The organism is Paludibacillus litoralis, assembly GCF_037646705.1.
GTDB lineage: Bacteria > Pseudomonadota > Alphaproteobacteria > Rhodobacterales > Rhodobacteraceae > Pikeienuella > Pikeienuella litoralis.
In genome coordinates this window covers 209,876-227,326 of sequence record NZ_JBBHER010000003.1, presented here as the reverse complement: position 1 = coordinate 227,326, position 17,451 = coordinate 209,876, and the positions used below count along the sequence as shown (strand labels likewise).

Annotated in this window: 13 protein-coding genes; 9 read left to right on the top strand and 4 right to left on the bottom strand. The window is 66.2% G+C overall.

All coding sequences use genetic code 11. From position 1 onward, the window contains the following. Positions 1-95: 95 nt before the first annotated feature. Together WG921_RS05530 and WG921_RS05525 are read left to right on the top strand one after the other, a co-directional pair. Positions 96-689: an NUDIX hydrolase gene (locus tag WG921_RS05530; RefSeq protein ID WP_340108219.1), complete on the top strand. Its 594-nt coding sequence runs from the start codon at positions 96-98 to the stop codon at positions 687-689. Next, positions 686-1,825 carry a CCA tRNA nucleotidyltransferase gene (locus WG921_RS05525; RefSeq protein WP_340108218.1) on the top strand — a complete coding sequence of 380 codons (1,140 nt, stop codon included), beginning with the start codon at positions 686-688 and terminating at the stop codon, positions 1,823-1,825. Before WG921_RS05530 ends, WG921_RS05525 begins: the two co-directional genes overlap by 4 nt. Here the strand turns inward: WG921_RS05525 and pyc are convergent. Together pyc and WG921_RS05515 are read right to left on the bottom strand one after the other, a co-directional pair. Next, complete coding sequence (gene pyc, locus WG921_RS05520; protein WP_340108217.1) at positions 1,822-5,271, bottom strand: pyruvate carboxylase; 3,450 nt, start codon at positions 5,269-5,271, stop codon at positions 1,822-1,824. The genes WG921_RS05525 and pyc overlap by 4 nt on opposite strands. Positions 5,272-5,355: 84 nt before the next feature. After that, positions 5,356-5,781, bottom strand: a complete 426-nt coding sequence (locus WG921_RS05515; RefSeq protein WP_340108216.1) for a MarR family winged helix-turn-helix transcriptional regulator — start codon at positions 5,779-5,781, stop codon at positions 5,356-5,358. A gap of 106 nt (positions 5,782-5,887) precedes the next feature. Here WG921_RS05515 and WG921_RS05510 point away from each other — a divergent pair, with 106 nt between their 5' ends. The 4 genes from WG921_RS05510 to WG921_RS05495 all read left to right on the top strand — a co-directional run bounded on the left by WG921_RS05510 (position 5,888) and on the right by WG921_RS05495 (position 9,846). Then, a complete protein-coding gene (locus WG921_RS05510; RefSeq protein WP_340108215.1) occupies positions 5,888-6,079 on the top strand; it encodes a hypothetical protein in 192 nt (63 codons plus the stop codon). A 75-nt stretch (positions 6,080-6,154) separates the two neighbouring features. Beyond that, positions 6,155-7,516 carry a homogentisate 1,2-dioxygenase gene (gene hmgA / locus WG921_RS05505; protein ID WP_413788558.1) on the top strand — a complete coding sequence of 454 codons (1,362 nt, stop codon included), beginning with the start codon at positions 6,155-6,157 and terminating at the stop codon, positions 7,514-7,516. Positions 7,517-7,591: 75 nt separating this feature from the next. Continuing rightward, positions 7,592-8,860 (top strand): fumarylacetoacetase, encoded by a 1,269-nt coding sequence (gene fahA / locus WG921_RS05500; RefSeq protein ID WP_340108214.1) that lies wholly within the window; start codon positions 7,592-7,594, stop codon positions 8,858-8,860. A gap of 35 nt (positions 8,861-8,895) precedes the next feature. After that, positions 8,896-9,846, top strand: coding sequence for an MBL fold metallo-hydrolase (locus WG921_RS05495; RefSeq protein WP_340108213.1), 951 nt, complete (start codon positions 8,896-8,898; stop codon positions 9,844-9,846). Between the two features lie 53 nt (positions 9,847-9,899). Here the strand turns inward: WG921_RS05495 and WG921_RS05490 are convergent, their stop codons facing one another. After that, positions 9,900-11,789 (bottom strand): PhoX family protein, encoded by a 1,890-nt coding sequence (locus tag WG921_RS05490; protein WP_413788566.1) that lies wholly within the window; start codon positions 11,787-11,789, stop codon positions 9,900-9,902. A gap of 369 nt (positions 11,790-12,158) precedes the next feature. Between WG921_RS05490 and WG921_RS05485 the strand changes: the two genes are divergently transcribed. The 3 genes from WG921_RS05485 (at position 12,159) to WG921_RS05475 (ending at position 14,816) form a co-directional block, all read left to right on the top strand. Continuing rightward, the gene (locus WG921_RS05485; RefSeq protein WP_340108211.1) at positions 12,159-12,950 is read left to right on the top strand and encodes a hypothetical protein; all 792 of its coding nucleotides are present in this window, start codon (positions 12,159-12,161) and stop codon (positions 12,948-12,950) included. Between the two features lie 106 nt (positions 12,951-13,056). After that, positions 13,057-14,628, top strand: a complete 1,572-nt coding sequence (locus WG921_RS05480) for an FAD-dependent oxidoreductase (RefSeq protein WP_340108210.1) — start codon at positions 13,057-13,059, stop codon at positions 14,626-14,628. Next, positions 14,625-14,816, top strand: a complete 192-nt coding sequence (locus WG921_RS05475) for a DUF2783 domain-containing protein (RefSeq protein WP_340108209.1) — start codon at positions 14,625-14,627, stop codon at positions 14,814-14,816. Before WG921_RS05480 ends, WG921_RS05475 begins: the two co-directional genes overlap by 4 nt. A 9-nt stretch (positions 14,817-14,825) precedes the next feature. On the opposite strand, the gene gyrB is transcribed toward WG921_RS05475, so the two are convergent. Further along, the gene (gyrB, locus tag WG921_RS05470; RefSeq protein ID WP_340108208.1) at positions 14,826-17,279 is read right to left on the bottom strand and encodes a DNA topoisomerase (ATP-hydrolyzing) subunit B; all 2,454 of its coding nucleotides are present in this window, start codon (positions 17,277-17,279) and stop codon (positions 14,826-14,828) included. Positions 17,280-17,451 lie beyond the last annotated feature (172 nt).

Below are 17,451 nucleotides of genomic sequence, written 5' to 3'. Positions count from 1 at the left end.
AAACGCAGGATCCAGCGCCCGCGTCGCCGCGGCGCGAGCCGGCGGGACCGGCGCGCCTGCGCCCTCCGCTCGACCGCGGCCGCATCGAGCGGGCCGTGCGTCTATCGGGCGCGCGAAGATCCGATTTCGACCTGAATCCCGAGATCGTGACCGACCCCGCCTTTGGGCGCGCGCTTCGCCCGGCGGCGGTCCTTTGCGGCCTGATCGAACGGCGGGGCGGCTACTCGGTGATCCTGACGAAACGTCTGGAGACGATGCGCCACCACCCCGGCCAGATCGCCTTCCCCGGCGGCAAGATCGACCCCGACGACGCGGACGCGGTCGCCGCCGCGCTCCGCGAATCCAAGGAGGAGATCGGCCTGTCGCCGAGCGCCGTCGACGTGATCGGCTCGATCGACCCCTATGTCACCGGCACCGGATTCCAGATTCAACCGGTCGTGGCGATGGTGGACCCCGGCTTCCTGCCTCATCTGGAGCCGCGCGAGGTGGAGGAGGCGTTCGAGACGCCGCTCGATTTCCTCATGGACCCCGCCAATCTCCAGCTGCACTCCGGCGTCTGGGGCGGGAGAACGCGGCGCTATTACGCCATTCCCTGGCGCGAGCGGTATATCTGGGGCGCGACGGCCGGCGTGTTGAAGAGCCTCGCCGACCGGATCGCCGCGCTCGAGGGGCCGGAATCCGGAGAATGACCCGGATCTCGCCGGCCTGGCTTCGCGCTCCGGAGACCATGCGCGTGATGGCGGCGCTCGCGCCCGCGCGCCCGCTCTTCGTCGGCGGCTGCGTCCGCGACGCGCTTCTCGGCCGAGAGGCCGGCGATCTCGACATCGTGGCGGCGGCGCCGCCCGAAGAGAGCCTCCGCCTCGCCGCAGCGGCCGGGTTTGCGACGCATCCGACCGGGATCGCGCATGGCGTCGTCACCGTCGTCGCGGACGGCCGCGCGTTCGAGGTCGCCTCGATGCGGCGCGACATGGCGACGGACGGGCGGCGCGCGGTCGTCGCCTACACGACCGACATCGGGGAGGACGCCGCCCGCCGGGACTTCACCATGAACGCGCTCTACGCCGACGCCGACGGCCGCGTCCTCGACCCGCTGGCGGCTGGGCTCGACGACCTCCGCGCCGGACGGATCCTCTTCGTCGGCGCCCCGGCCCGGCGGATCGAGGAGGACAATCTTCGCATCCTCCGCTTCTTCCGGTTCCACGCCACGCTCGGAATCACGACATTCGATCCGGCCGGGCGCGCGGCCTGCGTCCAGGGCGGCGCCGGGCTCAGGCGGATCTCGAAGGAGCGTATCGGCGCCGAGATGATGAAGCTGCTCGGGGCGCCCGACCCTCTGCCGGCGCTGATCGCGATGGAGAACGTCCTGACGATCTGCCTTCCGGGCGCGGCGCCGCCGGCCGGCCTCATCGCCGCCGAGAAGCGGGCCGGAGAGCCGCCCGACGCGCTTCGCCGGCTCGCCGCGCTTGGCGCCGAAGAGCCGCGCCGGGCGCTCCGGCTCTCTCGCGTCGAGAGCGCGCGGCTTCGGAATATCGCGGCTGCGCTTCGCGCCGACGAGCCCGCCGCCGCGCTCGGCTACCGTTTCGGGATCGAGGCGGCGCGGGACGCCATCCTGATCCGCGCCGCAAGGGGAACGCCTCCGCCCCCCCGCTGGCGCGAGGAGATCGCCCGCGGCGCGGCCAAGGTCCCGCCGGTCTCCGCGTCGGACCTGATCGCGGCCGGCGCCTCCCCCGGCCCCGCGCTCGGCGCCAGGCTGAAGGCGCTGGAGGAGCGCTGGATCGCGTCGGACTTCCGGGCGACGAAGGCCGCGCTTCTCGCCTCGCTCTAGGACTCGAACTCGACGAGAAGATCCTTCGCCTCGACCTGGCTGCCGACCGGGGCCGCGATGGTCTTCACCACGCCGCCCGTCTCCGCGTGGATCGCGGTCTCCATCTTCATCGCCTCGATCGCCATCAGCACCGCGCCCGGCGCCACTTCCTGCCCCTCCCGCACCGCGACGGAGGCGATGACGCCCGGCATCGGCGCCGCGACATGGGCCGGGTTCCCCGGCTCCGCCTTCGGGCGCTTCACGGCGCTGGCGGCGGCGTTGCGATCCGGCACCCGGATCACGCGCGACTGGCCGTTCAACTCGAAAAACACCTTCACATCGCCATCGGCGTTGGTCTCGGAAAGGGTCAGGAGCCGTAGAACCATCGTCTTGCCGGGCTCCAGCTCGATCGCGATCTCTTCACCTTCCTCCATCCCGTAGAAATAGGTGAGCGTCGGCAGCACGCGAACCGGCCCGTAATCCCGGTGCCGCCCCATGTAATCGAGATAGACCTTGGGATACATCAGGTAGCCGCAGAGGTCCTCGTCATCCACCGCGAACCCGCCCAACTCAGCGGAGACTTTTGCGCGCACCGCCTCGATATCGACCGGCTCCAGCCCTTCGCCAGGCCGCCGCGTCAGCGGCGCTTCGCCTTTCAGGACCTTTTTCTGCAGGGCGGCGGGAAACCCGCCCGGCGGCTGACCAAGGCCGCCGCGGAAGAAGTTGATGACGCTTTCAGGGAAGGAGACATCGCCCGGCCCTTCGATGTCGCTCCGGGTCTGCCCCGCCGCCACCATCGCCAGCGCCATGTCCCCCACCACCTTGGAGGAGGGGGTGACCTTGGGGATGTCGCCAAACATCCGGTTCACCTCGGCGTAGGTTTCCGCGACCTCGCCCCAGCGATCCTCGAGCCCGAGGCTCCGGGCCTGGGTTTTCAGATTGGTGAACTGCCCGCCCGGCATCTCATGGAGATACACCTCCGAGGCGCCGGAGATGGTGCCGCTCTCGAACGCGGTGTAGAGCCCGCGCACGCCCTCCCAATATCGGGAAATCTCGCGGATCGCGGCGCCGTCGAGACCCGTGTCCCGCTCCGAGCCGCGCAGATCCTCGACGATGGAGCCGAGGCAGGGCTGGGACGTGCCCGATGAAAACGCGTCCATCGCCGCATCGACCGCGTCGACGCCCGCATCCGCCGCCGCGAGGATCGACGCCGCGGCGATGGCCGAGGTGTCGTGGGTGTGAAAATGGATCGGGAGGCCCACCTCCTCCTTCAGCGCCTTCACCAGCACGCCGGCCGCGCGAGGCTTCAAAAGCCCGGCCATGTCCTTCAGCCCGAGGATATGCGCGCCCGCCGCCTTCAGCTCGCGCCCCATCGAGACATAGTATTTCAGATCGTATTTCGCCCGATCCGGATCGAGGATATCGCCCGTGTAGCAGATCGCCCCCTCGCAGATCTTGCCGCTTTCGAGCACCGCGTCCATGGCGACGCGCATGTTCTCGACCCAGTTCAGACTGTCGAAGACCCGGAAGAGATCGACCCCGGATTCCGCCGCCCGCTCGACGAATTTCACCACGACGTTGTCCGGGTAATTCGTGTAGCCGACGCCGTTCGCCGAGCGCAGCAACATCTGCATCAGCAGGTTCGGCATCGCCGCGCGAAGATCGCGGAGCCGCTGCCATGGGCATTCCTGGAGGAAGCGGTAGGCGACGTCGAAGGTCGCGCCGCCCCAGCACTCCATCGAAAAGAGGCCCGGCATGTTGTGGGCGTAGGCGGGCGCGATCTTCAGCATGTCATGCGTGCGCATCCGCGTCGCGAGAAGCGATTGATGGCCGTCGCGCATGGTCGTGTCGGTGATGAGCAGCTTCTTCTCGGCCAGCATCCACTCCGCGACGCCGGCGGCGCCCTTCTCCTCCAGCAATTGCCGGGAGCCTGGCGGCGGCGCCTCGCCCCTGGTCGCCGGCGGCTTTGGCGGCTTCGCGTGTGCAGGCGGCCGCGGCCGGCCCGCGGCCTCGGGGTGGCCGTTCACGGTGATGTCCGCGATATAGGTCAGGAGCTTGGTCGCCCGGTCCCGCCGCTTCGCGAATTTGAAGAGCTCCGGCGTCTCGTCGATGAACTTCGTCGTGTAGGTCGCGGAGTTGAACTTCGGATGCGCGATCAGGTTCTCGACAAAGGCGAGATTGGTGGCCACGCCGCGAATGCGGAACTCGCGGAGCGCGCGAGAGAGCCGCGCCGTCGCCTCCTCCGGGGTCGGGGCCCAGGCCGTGACCTTCTCCAGAAGCGAATCATAGAAACGCGTGATCACCGCGCCGGAATAGGCGGTGCCGCCATCCAGCCGGATGCCGAACCCCGTCGCCCCCCGATAGGCGGTGATCCGCCCGTAATCGGGGATGAAATTGTTCATCGGATCTTCGGTGGTCACCCGGCATTGCACCGCGTGGCCGCGCAGATGGATATCCTTCTGCGCCGGAACGCCGGTCTCCTCCGGGACGCCGATCCGACCGCCCTCCATGATGCGGATCTGCGCTTTCACGATATCGATCCCGGTGACTTCTTCGGTCACGGTGTGCTCGACCTGAATGCGCGGATTGACCTCGATGAAGAAAAATTCGTGCGTCTCCGCATCCATCAGGAACTCGATCGTTCCCGCGCAGCGATAATTGGCGAAGCGCGCGATCTTGAGGCCCAGTTCGCAAATCTCCGCCCGCTCGGCGTCGGTCAGCAGAGGGTCCGGCGCGCGTTCGACCACTTTCTGATTGCGCCGCTGGACCGAACAGTCCCGCTCGAAAAGATGCACCAGATTGCCGTGGCTGTCGCCGAGAACCTGCACCTCCACATGGCGCGCATGGGTCACCAGACGCTCCAGAAAGCCTTCGCCGTCGCCGAAGGCGGCCTCCGCCTCCCGGCGCCCCTCCAGCACCTTCGCCTCCAGCTCGTCAGGCCCGTGGATCGGGCGCATGCCGCGCCCGCCGCCGCCCCATGAGGCCTTCAGCATCAGCGGATAGCCGATCTCGTCCGCCATCCGGCGGACCTCGTCCATGTCCTCCGGCAGAACCTCGGTCGCCGGAACCACCGGCACGCCGGCGTCGATCGCCGCGCGCCGGGCGCTGGCCTTGTCGCCGAGAAGACGCATCGTCTCCGCCTTCGGGCCGATGAAGACGATGCCGGCCGCTTCGCAGGCGTCGACGAAATCGGGGTTCTCCGACAGAAGCCCATAGCCGGGATGGATCGCGTCCGCGCCGCATTCACGGGCGACGCGGATGATCTCGGGGATCGAGAGATACGCTTCGATCGGCCCCATGCCCTCGCCGATCTTGTAGGCCTCGTCGGCCTTGAACCGATGCAGACCGAGCTTGTCCTCCTCCGCGTAGACCGCGACGGTGCGCTTTCCCAACTCGCTCGCCGCGCGCATCACGCGGATCGCGATCTCACCACGGTTCGCGATCAGTATCTTCTCGAAGTTTCGCATCAACTCGTTTCCTCAATCAGCGCGATTCTCGGCGCAAACTACGTCGCATTGCTGCGACTGCGAAGCGGCAAAGCGAACTCATGATCAGATCGGGCCGATCAATCGGGTCAAAATCCGGTCCAGCGCGGCGCGATCCTCCGGCGAAAGCCGCGCCAGAAGCGTCGCTTCATACGCCCGCCCCAGCGGAATCAGCTCCTCCATCGCCTCACGCCCCTTCGCAGTGAGGGTCAGCGCGACCAGGCGCCGATCGCTCGGGTCGGCGCTCTTTCGGATCAATCCCGCCGCCTCCAGCCGGGCCGCGGCGCGGGACGCCTTAGACTTCTCCAGATCGGCGCGGCGATGGATGTCGCGCACCGACACGCTGCCAGACTGGCTGAGATGCGCCAGCACCCGCCATTCGGCGATCGAAAGCCCGAAGCGCGGCTGATAGCTGTCGGCGAACTCGCGGCTGACCCGCCCGGCCAGAACCGAAAGCCGGTAGGGAAGGAACTGATCGAGCGCGAATTTCATCCGCCGGATCATTGCAGATGCATCCACCTCGTCAAGCAATCCCGGCGCCGCGCGTTGATTTATGGTAAGGTGGCCCCCAATTCGAGTCCGTGCGAGGAAGTTGAAAATGGCCCGGCATCCAATCGACAAACGAATTTGCGAATCCGACCCGAGGGACGTGAAGCGGTTCAGCCGGTTCGACGCGCAGAACCTCGGCGCGCTCCATCCCGCCATCAGGGTCGTCCATCGCCAGCCGCGCGAGGCGGACTCCCTGCCGCTGAAGGCGTATCTGAGGATCGCTCGCGGCCATCTGGCCTGACAGGCGTCGTCGCCGATTGACTTCGTTGCATTTGCAACGATAAGAAGGAGGAGCGCGAACCGAAGGTCGATTCCAATGAACACCGAGACCAGCCCAGACTCGTTCACCCCGCATGACAGCCGCTATGGCGTGACGCCCGGCTACATGCCCGGTTTCGGCAACGATTTCGAGAGCGAGGCGCTCCCCGGCGCGCTCCCCATCGGCCGCAATTCACCTCAGAGGGTGAACTACGGGCTCTACGCCGAGCAGCTTTCCGGCTCGCCCTTCACCGCGCCACACGGGTCGCTCGAGCGAAGCTGGCTGTATCGGATCCGTCCCTCCGTGAAGCATGTCTCCCGGTTCCGGAAGATCGACTTGCCGCGCTGGCGAACGGCGCCGAACGTCATTCCCGATGTCGTCTCGCTCGGGCAGTATCGCTGGGATCCGATCCCGTTTCCGGCGGAGAAGCTGACCTTCGTCTCCGGGATGCGGACGATGACCACGGCGGGCGACGTCTTCACGCAGGTCGGCATGGCCGCCCACGTCTATCTCGCCAACGCCGACATGACCGACGAATACTTCTATTCCGCGGACTCCGAGCTTCTGGTCGTGCCGCAGCATGGCCGGCTGGCGATCTCCACCGAGTTCGGAAAGATCGATCTGGAGCCGCTGGAGATCTGCGTGTTGCCGCGCGGCATGGTCTTTCGCGTCGCGCTGCCGGACGGCGAGGCGCGCGGCTTCGTCTGCGAGAATTACGGCGCCAAGTTCACCCTGCCGGGGCGCGGGCCCATCGGCGCGAACTGCCTCGCCAACCCGCGCGACTTCAAGACCCCGGTCGCCGCCTTCGAGGACAAGGAGACCCCGAGCCGGGTCATCGTCAAATGGTGCGGCCAGTTCCACGAGACGGAGATCGGCCATTCGCCGCTCGACGTCGTCGCCTGGCATGGCAATTACGCGCCCTACAAATACGATCTCCGGACCTACGCCGCCGTCGGTTCGATCACCTTCGATCACCCGGACCCGTCGATCTTCACCGTGTTGACGGCGCCGACCGCCGAGGAAGGCACCGCGAATATCGACTTCGTGATCTTCCCCGAGCGCTGGCTCCCGCAGGAGGATACGTTCCGCCCGCCCTGGTACCACAAGAACATCATGTCGGAGCTGATGGGCAACATCCACGGCCAGTACGACGCCAAGCCGCAAGGCTTCGCGCCGGGCGGGATCTCCCTTCACAATTGCATGCTGCCGCACGGGCCGGACCGCACCGCCTTCGAGAAGGCGACGACGGACGACTGGACCCCGGTGAAGCTGAGGAACACGATGAGCTTCATGTTCGAGACCCGCTTTCCCCAGCAACTCACCGAATTCGCCGCGAAGGACGCGCCCCTGCAAGACGATTACATCGACTGCTGGGCCGGTCTGGAGAAAAAATTCGACGGAACGCCGGGGCTGAAGTAACCCGGCCGTGACCAGACGCGAGAGGCGGCCCCGGCGAAGCCGCGCATTCCCCTTGTTGACGCCCCCGGAGGATCCATGCCGCTTCTGAAGAGCCGTATCGACAGCGCGAACCACCCCGAAAGCCCGTTTCCCCTCAACAATCTGCCTTATGGCGTCTTCTCGACCGGGGCGGAGGCGCCGCGGTGCTGCGTCGCCATCGGCGATCAGGCGCTCGATCTTGCGGCGCTGGAGGAAATGGGGCTGATCGACGCCGGCGCCGGGCGCCCGGTCTTCGCGGAGCCTGCGCTCAACGCTTTCATGGAGCTGGGGGCGGAGGCGTGGGCTTCGGTCCGCGCGCAGCTGACCGATATTCTGGCGGAAGGCGCCGCGGCGGCGCTTCCGCCGGGCGCGCTGACGCCTCAGGCGGAGGCGGTCATGCACATGCCTTTCAAGGTGAGCGAATACACCGATTTCTACTCGGGCCGGAACCACGCCTTCAATGTCGGCTCGATGTTTCGCGGCGCGGAGAACGCCCTGCCGCCGAACTGGCTCCATGTCCCGATCGCCTATAACGGCCGCGCCTCCACCGTCGTCGTCTCCGGCGCGGAGATCCATCGGCCGCTCGGCCAGATGAAACCGCGCGGAGCGGAGCGGCGCATCTTCGGCCCCAGCCGCCGGCTCGATATCGAACTGGAGATGGGCTGCGTCGTCGGCGCCGGCTCGACGATGGGAGAGCCGATCACCGTGGCCGAGGCCGACGAGATGATCTTCGGCTATGTCCTTCTGAACGACTGGTCCGCGCGCGACATTCAGGCGTGGGAATATCAGCCGCTCGGCCCGTTTCAGGCGAAGGCGTTCGCAACCTCAATCAGCCCATGGGTCGTGACCAGGGCGGCGCTGGAGCCGTTCCGCGTTCCCACCCCGGAGCGGGAGTTCGAGCTTCTGCCCTATCTTCGCGAACCCGGCCCGATGCTCTATGACATCAAGCTCGAGATCCTGATGCGGCCCGAGGGCGCGGCGAAGGCGACCACGATCTCCCGGACGAACTACAGGGAGATGTATTATTCCGCGCCGCAGCAGCTCGCTCATCACGCCATCGGCGGCTGCCGGATGAATCCGGGCGATCTCCTCGGCTCCGGCACCATCTCCGGCGCCGGGAAGGGCGAGCGCGGCTCGCTTCTGGAGCTTTGCTGGGGCGGCAAGGAGCCGCTGACGCTGGAAACCGGCGAGACCCGCACCTTTCTCGAGGATGGCGACGAGATGACGCTTGCCGGCTACGCCGAGGGCGACGGCTACCGCGTCGGCTTCGGAACATGCGCAGGGAAGATCCTGCCCGCCCCCGCCGAGCGCGACTGGACGAAATAGGCGCCGCGGCGCCCCACTCAAAAGGACCGAACGCCATGGCGAAAAAATTCGCGTCGCAAGACGACCTCAGCGAAAAGAAGATCTCCTTCACCGAAATCGGCGAAGGGCTCTGGGCCTTCACCGCCGAGGGGGACCCGAACTCCGGAGTCATCATCGGCGATGACAGCGTGATGATCGTCGAGGCGCAGGCGACGCCGCGCCTCGCCAACATGGTGATCGAGAAGGTCCGCGAGATCACCGACAAGCCGATCACCCATCTCGCGCTCACGCATTATCACGCGGTCCGCGTCCTTGGCGCTTCGGCCTTCGGCGCCGGGCAGGTGATCATGTCGGACATGGCCCGCGCGATGGTGGTGGAGCGTGGGCAGGAGGATTGGGACAGCGAGTTTCAGCGTTTCCCACGTCTCTTCGAAGGGCATGAGAGCATCCCCGGCCTCACCTGGCCGACCACGACCTTCTCGGATTCGATGACCGTCTATCTCGGCAAGCGCCGGGTCGACATCATGCATCTCGGCCGCGCCCACACCGCCGGCGACGCGGTGATCTGGGTGCCGGATCAGGAGGTGATGTTCACCGGCGACATCGTCGAATACCATTCCGCCTGCTATTGCGGCGACGGCCATTTCGGCGACTGGGGCGACACGCTCGACGCGGTGAAATTCTTTGACCCGCGCGCGATCGCGCCGGGCCGGGGCGACGCGCTGATCGGGGTCGACATGGTCGATGCGGCCCTGGAGGCGACGCGCGATTTCGTCGAGAGCACCTATCGTCCCGCCGCCAGGGTGGCCGCGAAAGGCGGCTCCTTGAAAGACGCCTGGGACGCGGTGCGCGAGAGGTGCGATTCCAAATTCAAGGATTACGCGATCTACGAGCATTGCCTGCCGTTCAACGTCTCCCGCGCCTATGACGAGGCGCGCGGCGTCGACACGCCGCGGATCTGGACCGCGGATCGCGACATCGCCATGTGGGAGGCGCTGCAAGGCTGAGCCTGGCCATTCGCCAATGGACGCGGGAGAAGGATAGGCCCGGCCGGACCGCTTCAGCCGACCAGGCCGCCATCCACGCGCCGCACCGCGACAACCGAGGAACGCGGCGGCGCGTCGCCGCCTTCGGGCCAGTGGCTTCCGACCCGTTCGCCCGGATGCTGGACGCCGACGAACATCGTCCTTCGATCCGGGCTCCAGGCGAGGCCGGCGATCTCGGCGCCGCGCGGGCCGACGAGAAAGCGGCGGATCTCGCCGGTCAGGGGGTCCGCCGCAAGCATCTGGTTGTTCCCGTGCCCGGCGAAATCGCCTTTGTCCGAATAATTGCCATCGGTCAGAATCCAGAGCAGCCCCGACTCGTCGAAGGCGACCCCATCGGGCGAGTTGAACATGTTTCCCGGATTCAGATTGGCGGAGCCCGCGTTCGCGTCCTCATGCACGGCGGGATTGCCCGCCATCACGAAAAGATCCCACTCGAACGTCTCCGCCGCATGATCTCCGCCGGTCGGGCGCCAGCGGACGATCTGACCGTATTTGTTCGCCTCGCGCGGGTTCGGCCCGCCGACCGGGGTTTCGTCGCCGCCGGCGTTCGGCTTCCGGCCGCGCGCCTTGTTGTTGGTGAGCGCGCAATAGACCTCGGCGGCGCGCGGGTTGGCCGCCACCCATTCGGGGCGGTCCATCGTCGTCGCGCCAACTCTGGAGCCGGCGATCCGCGCATGGATCAGAACCTCGCCGATATCGGCCATGCCGGTCGTCTCCGGCGTCAACGCGCGCCAGGCGCCGGTTCCATCATCGTTGAACCTGGCCGCGAACAGCACGCCTTCATCGAGAAGGGCGGACGTGTCCGCGCCCGGCGCGAAGACGCCGTTCGAGACGAACCGATAGAGAAACTCGCCGCGCTCGTCATCGCCCATATAGACGACGATGCGCCCGTCGCCATTCACCACCACCTCGGCGTTCTCATGCTTGAAACGGCCGAGCGCGGTGCGCTTTTTTGGCGTGGAGGACGGGTCGGAGGGGTCGATCTCGACCACCCAGCCGGCGCGGTTGGGCTCATTCGGATGTTTCGAGACGTCGAAGCGCTCATCGACCTTCGCCCAGCCATAGCCCCAGTCCGCCGCGGAGACGCCGTAGCGCGAAAGCGCGGGCGGGAAGGCGAACGCCTTGTCGCTGGCGCTGAAATAGCCGTTGAAATTCTCTTCACAAGTCAGATACGCGCCCCACGGCGTCTTGCCGGAGCCGCAATTGTTCCAGGTGCCGAGGCTCCGGGTTCCGGTCGGATCGGCCGCGGTCTTCATCAGCGCATGGCCGGCGGCGGGGCCGGTGATGTCCATCGCGGTCAGTGGGGTGATCCGGCGGTTCAGGGGGCTGTCCCTGACCGCGGACCAGACCCCGCCCCTCTCCGCGATTTCGACCACAGAGACGCCATGCGCCGCCATTCCCTTCAGGAGATCGTCGGCGGAGACCGCACGCCCTTTCGGCCGATTCCCCCATATCACCCGACGGTTCGCGGATTCGTGGTTCACGACCAGAACCGTGCGCCCGTCGATGACAAAGATCTCCATCCCGTCGTTATTGTCGCCGAAAGCGGCGGCCTGCGTCGCCGCCGCGCCGCGCGTCGCGGGATCGAATTCGGGCGCGCCCGCGGTGATCGGGTCGCCCCACCGCAGCAGGATCTCCGCTTCGTAGCCTTCGGGAACGGTGAGCGCGTCGCGCGTGTTCGCCGCGACCTGACGGAATGCGAACGGAGACCCGGCCGCGCGCGCCGCCCCGCCGACGCCGAGCGCGGCGACGCCGCCGAACGCGACCACGCCGCCGAGAAAACCGCGCCGGCTCAACGCCCGCTCGACCACCCCGTCGAAATCGCATTCCGCGGGCCTCGGCGTCACGCGCTCGTCGAAATCGTCAAAGCTCAGATCCTGATCCCGCACCGCGCCCCTCCTCATTCCGATCCGATCGCCCCGCACGCCTGAAGCGCGCGCCGGCGCGTCATGATGCGCGAGACGTCCGCGCGACGCCAACATGAAGAGCGCTCCCGCGCCACACTGCGGCCCCGTCGCCATGGCGCCCCGCTCCAGGCGGGAAGAAAAAGCGCCGAAAAGAGGGCCATTCACGCCATTATACGCTCGGCATTATACGCTCAGCCGAGGGATGAAACGCTTCACGCATGGCGCCGACATTGTTCCTTGCCGTCTGCAAGCCGCCCTGTAGAATCTCGAAATGTGGGCGGAGTCTATTCCCGCGCGATCCCCAGCGCAGGCCGGTAGCGCGTCACGTATTTGACGACATGGCGTTGATTGGGGGAGGCGCCGAAAATGCATGCGCCGCAATCTGTGACAGAAGGATCGGAGGACAAGATTCCCTCATCCAATCAGCGTGACGGGAAAGAGCGTCAGGCCGTGGAGATGTGCGTTCATCCAGGCGACGTCATCAAGGTTTTGATCGCCATCACCCTGGCCTTGTTCGCGGCCCATGTCTCAGGGTTGATCCTATCCTATAATACTGACTACGAAATCTTCAGAAAGCTGAGCGGTCTATTTCATTTCGGATATGAATGGAATGTCCCATCGGTGTTTTCATCATCCCTTTTGTTAATCTGCTCCATCGGAACCTTTTTGATCTGGAGTCTGGAGAGATCCGGGAAAATGAATGCCCTATGGATATTGCTCAGCGTGATTTTCCTGTTCCTGGCGGCCGATGAGCTGACCTCGATACACGAAAATTTCGATACGCCGGTTCGCAATATGATTGGCGCATCCGGCGTATTTTATTTCTCATGGATAATTCCATATATGATAGCGGTTATCGCCCTATCCATATTGTATTTCAGGTGGCTGTTTTCTCTTCCGAAGTCGGTCAGGAACATCATGATCGCTTCCGCCGCAATATATCTCTCCGGCGCTGTCGGCGTTGAGATGCTTGAGGCGCGCCATATGAACAATCACGTCAACGATCAGGGGCGCTTCGTCTGGGATCTGACCTATGATCTGTTGATCACCGTCGAGGAGCCTTTGGAGATCCTCGGGCTCATAACGTTCATCTACGCGCTGCTTTCCTATATTTCGATCAGATATGGCGGCGTGACGATCCGGCTGGCCAAGCGGTGAATCCGCATCCCGCTCTGCGGACGAGGCCGCGAGCGGCTTTGACATGACCCCAACGCCGCGTATGCGTTAGGGACGCCGCGCCGCCGCCATGAACCACGAGTCGCATGTGCCATACGAATATCGGGAATTTCCCTATCTGACCCCCGGCCCGCTGGCCGGAAGGCCCGAAGCCCGCCACAAGGTCGTCATCGTCGGCGCCGGGCCGGTCGGGCTCGCGATGGCGATCGACCTCGCGCTCCGTGGCGTCGCGTGCGTCGTCCTCGACGACAACAACGTCGTCTCGGTCGGCTCCCGCGCGATCTGCTGGGCGAAGCGGACGCTGGAGATTTTCGACCGGCTCGGCGTCGGCGAGCGGATTGTCGCCAAAGGCGTCACCTGGAAAATCGGCCGCACCCGGCACCGCGACAGGGACGTGTTCCGCTTCGACCTTCTCCCCGAGAGCGGGCACAAGATGCCGGCTTTCGTCAATCTTCAGCAATATTACGTCGAGCAATTTCTCGTGGAGCGATGCCGGGACTTTCCCGACCTGATCGATCTCCGCTTTCGCAATCGCGTCGTCGCCGTCAACCAGAGCGACGCGTGCGCCACGGCGACGGTCTCGACCCCGGACGGCGTCTACGAGATCGAGGCGGATTATCTCCTCGCCTGCGACGGCGCGACCAGCCCGCTTCGCAGCCTGCTGGGGCTGGATTTCGCTGGCGAGCTGTTCGAGGAGCGGTTCCTCATCGCCGATATCGTGATGGCGGCAGATTTCCCGCCCGAGCGCTGGTTCTGGTTCGAGCCGCCCTTCCACACCGGGCAATCGGCGCTGCTTCACAAGCAGCCGGACGATATTTACCGGATCGACCTGCAACTCGGCTGGGACGCCGACCCGGAAGAGGAAAGGAAGCCGGAAAACGTCATCCCGCGAATCGAGAAGGTGGTGGAGGGGCGCCCGTTCACGCTCGATTGGGTTTCCGTTTACACGTTCCAGTGCCGGCGGCTGGAGCGGTTCACCCATGACCGCGTGATCTTCGTCGGCGACAGCGCGCATGTCGTCTCCCCCTTCGGGGCGCGGGGCGGGAACGGCGGCGTGCAGGATGTCGATAATCTCGGCTGGAAACTCGCGGCCGCCCTGACCGGCGACGCTGGCGCGCGCCTTTTGCAGACCTATGATTCGGAGCGGATCGCCGGAGCGGATGAAAACATCCTCAATTCAGCCCGCGCCACACGCTTCATGTCGCCGGCGCCGGGGGCGGAGCGGCTTTTCCGCGATGCGGTGCTGGCGCTTGCGGCGGAGGCGCCGTTTGCGCGCGAAATGGTGAACTCGGGGCGGCTGTCGCGCCCCTGCGCCTACGCAGATTCCCCGCTCAACGGCCCGGATGACGCGGAGTTGCCGGCCTCCGCCGCGCCGGGCTGGCCCGCGCCCGACGCGCCGCTTGGCGAGGGCTGGCTTCTGGAGCGGCTTGGCGAGGGGTTCGTCTTTCTCGGCCTGAATACGGCGCCGCCCCGGCCGACGGGGGCCGCAAGCCTTCGGCTCGACGCCGAAGGCGCCTTGAAATCCCGTTATCTCGGCGCCGCGGCGGGCGCGGTCTATCTGATCCGCCCCGACCAGCATGTCGCCGCCCGCTGGCGCGCGGCGCCGGACGCGGCGACGGCGGCGGCCGCGCTGGCGAAAGCGAAAGGGGCCGACGCATGAAGACGCTGATACGCGAGAAGAACATCGACGATCATGACGGCTTCTACGCCGAACTGCTCGCCGCGCATAAGGGTCTCGATGAAGCCGAAAGCGCCGCGCTGAACGCGCGGCTCATTCTCATCCTCGCCAACCATATCGGGGAGCGCGACGTGCTGCGCGAAGCGTTGGCGCTCGCTTCGCGCGGCTGAAGCCCCCGCTCAGACGTCGAGATTGACGACGTCGAGCGCGTTGTCCTGAATGAACTTCCGGCGCGGCTCCACCACATCGCCCATCAGCGTGGTGAAGATTTCATTCGCCTCGTCGATATGATCGACCCTGACCTGAAGCAGCGTCCGCGCGTTCGGATCCAGCGTCGTCTCCCAGAGCTGATCGGGGTTCATCTCCCCAAGGCCCTTGTAGCGCTGAAGGCTGAGCCCCTTCTCCCCTTCCGCGAGGATCAGATCGAGCAGCTCCGTCGGCGAGCGGACCGGCGATGTGCGGTCCTTCCGCTCCAGAACGGCCGGCCGCTCATAGATTTCATGGAGCGCGTCCGCGAAACTCGCGAGACGGCGCGCTTCGGCCGACTGGCAAGCGGCGGCGTCGATCACCCGCGTCTCCGTCACCCCGCGCACGGTCCGCTCGAAGATCATGCCGCCGTCCTGCGCGGCGCGCCCGGTCCAGCCCTGTTCGGTCTCGGGCGCGATCGCGTCGAGCCGCGCCGCGACCAGCGTCGCGGCCTCCGCGGCCGGCAGCCGCAGAAGCTGGCCGGACCAGCCCGCCTCCGCCTCCTCGCGTGGACGGCGGCGGAAAACCCCGCCGATCGCCGCCTGCTCCAGAACGAACCGCGGCAGATGAGTCGGAAACGCGGAGAGCGCGCCGCGGACGACGCGCGCCTCCTCCACGACCCGCCGGAGATCCTCGCCGGCGATCTGCGCGCCGGTCGCGAGGCGCAGCGTGACCCCTTCGAGCCCCTGCCTGACCAGATAATCCTCCAGCTCCTTCTGATCCTTCAGATAAACCTCGGACTTGCCGCGCGAGACTTTGTAGAGCGGGGGCTGGGCGATGTAGAGATACCCGCCTTCGATCAACGCCGGCATCTGCCGGTAGAAGAACGTCAGCAGAAGCGTGCGGATATGCGCGCCATCGACATCGGCGTCGGTCATCAGCACGATCTTGTGGTAGCGGAGCTTGTCGATATTGAACTCGTCATGGCCGATGCCGGTCCCGAGCGCCATCACCAGGTTGCCGATTTCCTGACTGGAGAGCATCCGGTCGAAGCGGGCGCGCTCCACATTCAGGATCTTGCCGCGAAGAGGCAGAACCGCCTGCGTCGCGCGGTCGCGCCCTTGCGTCGCGGAGCCGCCGGCGCTGTCTCCCTCGACGAGGAAAAGCTCGGTTTTCGACGCATCCTTCTCGGAACAATCCTTCAGCTTCCCGGCGAGAAACGCCACGTCGACCACGGATTTGCGCCGGGTGAGTTCACGCGCTTTGCGCGCCGCCTCGCGCGCCGCCGCCGCCTCGACGATCTTGTTGACGACGATCTTGGCGTCCGCCGGGTTCTCCTCGAACCATTCGGAAAGCTTCTCGTTGAGGAGACTCTCGACCGCGGGCCGGACCTCGGAGGAGACGAGCTTGTCCTTCGTCTGGGACGAGAACTTCGGATCGGGAACTTTCACCGAGAGAACGCAGGTCAACCCCTCGCGCGCGTCGTCGCCGGTCAGCGTCACCTTCTCTTTCCGGGCGAGGCCGCTGGTCGCCGCATAGGCGTTGATGGTGCGGGTCAACGCGCCGCGAAACCCGGCGACATGCGCGCCGCCGTCCCGTTGCGGGATGTTGTTGGTGAATGGCAGCACGTTCTCGTGGTAGCTGTCGTTCCACCACATCGCGACCTCGACGATGATGCCGTCCTTCTCGCCGGTGACGTAGATCGGCTCCGACGTCAGCGGCGTGCGCGACCGGTCGATATATCGGACGAACTCGCGCACGCCCCCTTCATAGATCATCTCCTCTTCCACCGGCTCCGCCGGCCGCTCGTCGCGCAGCGTGATCCGCACGCCGGAATTGAGGAATGCGAGCTCGCGAAGCCGGTGCTCCAGCGTCTTGAAGACGTAGTCGCGGCTGGCGAACGTCTCCAGCGATGCGAGAAAGCGCACCTCCGTGCCCTTGCGCCCGTTCGCGGGGCCGACCACCTCAAGCGGTTTCACGGTGAAGCCGCCTTCGAAACGGGCGTAGTGCTCCTTGTCGTGGCGCCAGATCCGAAGCTCCAACCATTCCGAAAGCGCGTTGACGACCGAAACGCCGACGCCGTGGAGGCCGCCGGAGACCTTGTAGGAGTTGGAGTCGAACTTCCCGCCGGCGTGCAGCTGGGTCATGATCACCTCAGCCGCCGACACGCCCTCTTCCGGGTGTATGGCGGTCGGAATGCCGCGCCCGTTATCGGACACGCCGACGGAGCCGTCGGCGTAAAGCGTCACCGAAACCGTGTCGCAATACCCGCCCAGCGCCTCGTCGATACCGTTGTCGACGACCTCGTAGACCATGTGATGCAGGCCCGAGCCGTCATCCGTGTCCCCGATATACATCCCGGGACGCTTCCTGACCGCCTCAAGGCCCCTAAGAACCTTAATGGAATCAGCGCCATACGTCTCGGGAACCTGCTCTTCGTCCGCCATCTGCCCGCCGCCTGTTGTTCTGTCGCCGCACCTTATCCGGGCGGCGCGGGAATGTCATGCCGCCAACCCGGCGAAACCTCGGATTTCGCCCGTTTTTCTTGGGATTCGTCGCCTCCGGGGCGGTTTACCTCCGCCGGCCGGCCGCATAGGCTCCGCCGCGGCCCAGTTGGCG

Bases quoted from the DNA above. Each gene is read 5' to 3' on its own strand.
- WG921_RS05525 (WP_340108218.1), top strand. From the start codon at position 686: ATGACCCGGATCTCGCCGGCCTGGCTTCGCGCTCCGGAGACCATGCGC.
- pyc (WP_340108217.1), bottom strand. From the start codon at position 5,271: ATGCGAAACTTCGAGAAGATACTGATCGCGAACCGTGGTGAGATCGCG.
- WG921_RS05515 (WP_340108216.1), bottom strand. From the start codon at position 5,781: ATGAAATTCGCGCTCGATCAGTTCCTTCCCTACCGGCTTTCGGTTCTG.
- WG921_RS05510 (WP_340108215.1), top strand. From the start codon at position 5,888: ATGGCCCGGCATCCAATCGACAAACGAATTTGCGAATCCGACCCGAGG.
- hmgA (WP_413788558.1), top strand. From the start codon at position 6,155: ATGAACACCGAGACCAGCCCAGACTCGTTCACCCCGCATGACAGCCGC.
- fahA (WP_340108214.1), top strand. From the start codon at position 7,592: ATGCCGCTTCTGAAGAGCCGTATCGACAGCGCGAACCACCCCGAAAGC.
- WG921_RS05495 (WP_340108213.1), top strand. From the start codon at position 8,896: ATGGCGAAAAAATTCGCGTCGCAAGACGACCTCAGCGAAAAGAAGATC.
- WG921_RS05490 (WP_413788566.1), bottom strand. From the start codon at position 11,789: ATGAGGAGGGGCGCGGTGCGGGATCAGGATCTGAGCTTTGACGATTTC.
- WG921_RS05485 (WP_340108211.1), top strand. From the start codon at position 12,159: ATGCATGCGCCGCAATCTGTGACAGAAGGATCGGAGGACAAGATTCCC.
- WG921_RS05475 (WP_340108209.1), top strand. From the start codon at position 14,625: ATGAAGACGCTGATACGCGAGAAGAACATCGACGATCATGACGGCTTC.
- gyrB (WP_340108208.1), bottom strand. From the start codon at position 17,279: ATGGCGGACGAAGAGCAGGTTCCCGAGACGTATGGCGCTGATTCCATT.